A 2814-nucleotide genomic window follows, 5' to 3' on the forward strand; every position below is an offset into this window, starting at 1 on the left:
GCTGCCACAAGACGCCAGACCCCCAGTCTGGAAAAAGTATCAACTGAGGCCGAAAGGGACGTAGTATGAATGCAGATGGTTGTGGACCAGCACCATGCCAGTCTGATCCCAGATCAGCAGCTTGATCCTGTCAGCGCGTTTCGCCCGGAAGACGAAAGCCGCCCCACAGAACGGGTCCATCCCGAACATCTCCTGCACCGCCAGCGCCAGCCCATCGATGCCCTTGCGAAAGTCCACCGTCCGGGTCGCCACGAAGACCTTCACTGGCCCGCCATGACCGAACATCACGATGTTGCAGCCCGTGCCGCCCGGATCGCCCGCGTCAACTGACCCTCATTAGCACCAGCGCCAGCACAGATCACGACATCGCCCACGACGATCTCAAGATCGGAACGAGCCGATGCCGCGGCTGAACTGTCATCGACCACCAGTTCCGCGAAGACCGGCAACGCCGCCACGCTCTCGGGCACCACGAGATTGCCGTTGCGAAGCTGCTTGCGCCAATCGTAGATCTGCCAGCGCGTCGTGCCGTGCTTGCGCGCCACATCGGCGACCGTCACCCCAGGCATCATGCTCTCCGCCGCGATCCGCGCCCGCTCCGCCTTCGTGCGCCGCCGCCGACCACTCGGCCCCTCGATTACCTCCAGCCGGGAAACTCCAACGCCCATCGAGCCGTCCAAATGGACGCCCATTTTGCCGTCTATTTCCAAAATCCAAACCCTCCGCCACGCGCATGCGCACAGAATGGCCGGATCAAGTCAGAAATGGCAGAAGGGGATCGGCGTCGCGCTAACAACCAATTTGCCCTCACGCGCCATCCGTCGCCAATCAGACAACTGGTGCGGGATGATGTCATGGCGTCTTGCGACATCGACAACGCGCGCACCGGGCTGGAAACTCTCAGCAACAATCCTCGCCTTCACATCATCAGGCCAACGCCGGTTACCCCGACGCGGTTCAACAATATCCAGCCGACCCACAACTCCACTTCCATCCGCCATAGCATCCTCCAACAAAAACAAGGGAGAATGTATCAGCCCGATAAAGCCTTCCCGGAAGGCTTCAAATCAATGGGACAGGGACAGCGCATACTTTGCTTCGTCGAGGAGAAGGCCCAAATTCTCGGAGTTAAACTCGTTCGGCGCACGGCGAAGTCGACCGATATTGCGCCTCTTGGTTTCTCCATCGTCAAACGTCGTCTCGACAAAAATACTTAGATTCATGGTGGGTCCCGCCTTGTTCCAAAACCGTACCCTACCACGTCCACCACCAGCTTTTGCCCACTCACCTTTGGTTACCTCAAGCGCTCCTCTATGAGCAATTTTATGGCAGAGTTTGAGCTTTCAATATCCTTTGGCCAATCGCCCGCCCTCACCTGCTCCCGGATTATCTCCGCAATTTCAGTATTCAAATCTGCGCACAGCTCGGCCATCATCTGGATTGTATCGTGTTTTATCGAGGCAAATTCCAATATGACACTCGAAGATTTCCGCATGGAATGAGCGCGGGGCGCAGCGGGCGCTCCGTCAACCATCTCCATGAATGCACGTGTCACGTCGGCATCAGCACGACGGCTTACACCATCGTATTTTTCCTGAGCCTTGCTATAGTAGCCGCTAGCCCCAGTCAAAAGACCGATCAAGTTGCGCCCTCCTCCAAGCTCGAGGTGCAGTCGCAGTAAGCTTATTTCGTATGGTCAAATCATCGAACACGAGTGACGATGGTACACGCGTTGCAAGCGGACATAGCATGAAATGCTGTCTGTGAACACTGCAGGATAAAACATCAGTCGTCAAAATTGCTGGGCAGGTCGTCTGTCGTGTTGCCCATAAACTGTTTGGTTACCAGCAGGCCCAACGAATGACGGATTTCCGGCCACCACAGATGGGATGCATAGGCGCTGACCACTATGGCGACGATGGCGGCGATATGGTTGGAGACTGTCATCCGAATTGTCCTTCGCACGATACCGCGTCCCTTTGGCGGACGATACACATAAATCAGTCGCCGAACTTGTCGCGCATGCTGTCCATTGTGCCCTGCATACGCTCGCCCTTGCCGCAATCGGCGGTCATGGTCATGCTTTGCGAGGCGCGCTGTCGGAACCCGTTGAACTGCACCTCGCGGTAACGCGCGGAGAGTTGCAGCTCCAGATAGTCGCCTTCCAGCACGTCAACCCGGGCAACGCCGTTGGAAAACGCCGCCGTGCGCCCGTTCTGCACCTGACGCACCACGAAACTGTCGTCAGGGATGGAGCAACGGTTTGTCAGCCGCACTTCGGCCGTGATCTGCTGCGGGTCACCGACACGCAGGAAATGACGGATTTCGGGCCAGCCCTTATAGGTCAGATAGAGCAACACAAGTGCCCCCACCGCCAAACTGATTTGCGCAAGACTTTTCACGGTACCCTCATAAGGAAACAGGCCCGGGGTATCCCGGACCTGTGTTTTTTGCATATTCAGTCATTTAGCCCTGAAGCAGGCTCAGCACGTTCTGCTTGGAAGCATTGGCCTGCGCCAGCATGGCAGTGGAGGCTTGCTGCAGGATCTGGCTTTTTGCAAGTGCTGTACTTTCTGCAGCAAAGTCAGCGTCTTCGATGCGGCCTTTACCACCTTCCAAGTTGATGGAAATGTTGGTGAGGTTGCTGACTGTGTTGTCCAGTCGGTTCGAGATTGCACCAAGATTTGCACGCTGAGTGTTTACAGACGAAATTGCAGCATCCATGAGATCAATAGGTCCCTTCGCGATTTGTGTGGGTTAAGGCGCACTGGCCTGTTCAGGGTCGCACCAGATGTTGTTGTCACGACGTGAGGC

Annotated in this window: 6 protein-coding genes and 1 pseudogene; all 7 read right to left on the reverse strand. The window is 56.5% G+C overall.

The window, feature by feature from the left end:
• Positions 1–39 precede the first annotated feature (39 nt).
• Positions 40–252, reverse strand: coding sequence for an IS66 family insertion sequence element accessory protein TnpB (gene tnpB, locus ACFTOW_RS13640; protein ID WP_379916622.1), 213 nt, complete (start codon positions 250–252; stop codon positions 40–42).
• Between the two features lie 32 nt (positions 253–284).
• Positions 285–692 (reverse strand): transposase, encoded by a 408-nt coding sequence (locus tag ACFTOW_RS13645; protein ID WP_379916634.1) that lies wholly within the window; start codon positions 690–692, stop codon positions 285–287.
• A 390-nt stretch (positions 693–1082) separates the two neighbouring features.
• Positions 1083–1223: pseudogene (locus ACFTOW_RS13655) on the reverse strand (ISKra4 family transposase); the annotation flags it as partial.
• 71 nt (positions 1224–1294) lie between these two features.
• Complete coding sequence (locus tag ACFTOW_RS13660; protein WP_379916626.1) at positions 1295–1642, reverse strand: hypothetical protein; 348 nt, start codon at positions 1640–1642, stop codon at positions 1295–1297.
• Positions 1643–1785: 143 nt separating this feature from the next.
• A complete protein-coding gene (locus ACFTOW_RS13665; RefSeq protein WP_379916628.1) occupies positions 1786–1947 on the reverse strand; it encodes a hypothetical protein in 162 nt (53 codons plus the stop codon).
• Between the two features lie 53 nt (positions 1948–2000).
• Complete coding sequence (locus tag ACFTOW_RS13670) at positions 2001–2360, reverse strand: hypothetical protein (protein WP_379916630.1); 360 nt, start codon at positions 2358–2360, stop codon at positions 2001–2003.
• Positions 2361–2466: 106 nt separating this feature from the next.
• Positions 2467–2724: a flagellin gene (locus ACFTOW_RS13675; protein ID WP_379916632.1), complete on the reverse strand. Its 258-nt coding sequence runs from the start codon at positions 2722–2724 to the stop codon at positions 2467–2469.
• Positions 2725–2814: the final 90 nt, after the last annotated feature.

It is taken from the genome of Lacimonas salitolerans, assembly GCF_042677865.1.
Classification (GTDB): domain Bacteria; phylum Pseudomonadota; class Alphaproteobacteria; order Rhodobacterales; family Rhodobacteraceae; genus Lutimaribacter; species Lutimaribacter salitolerans.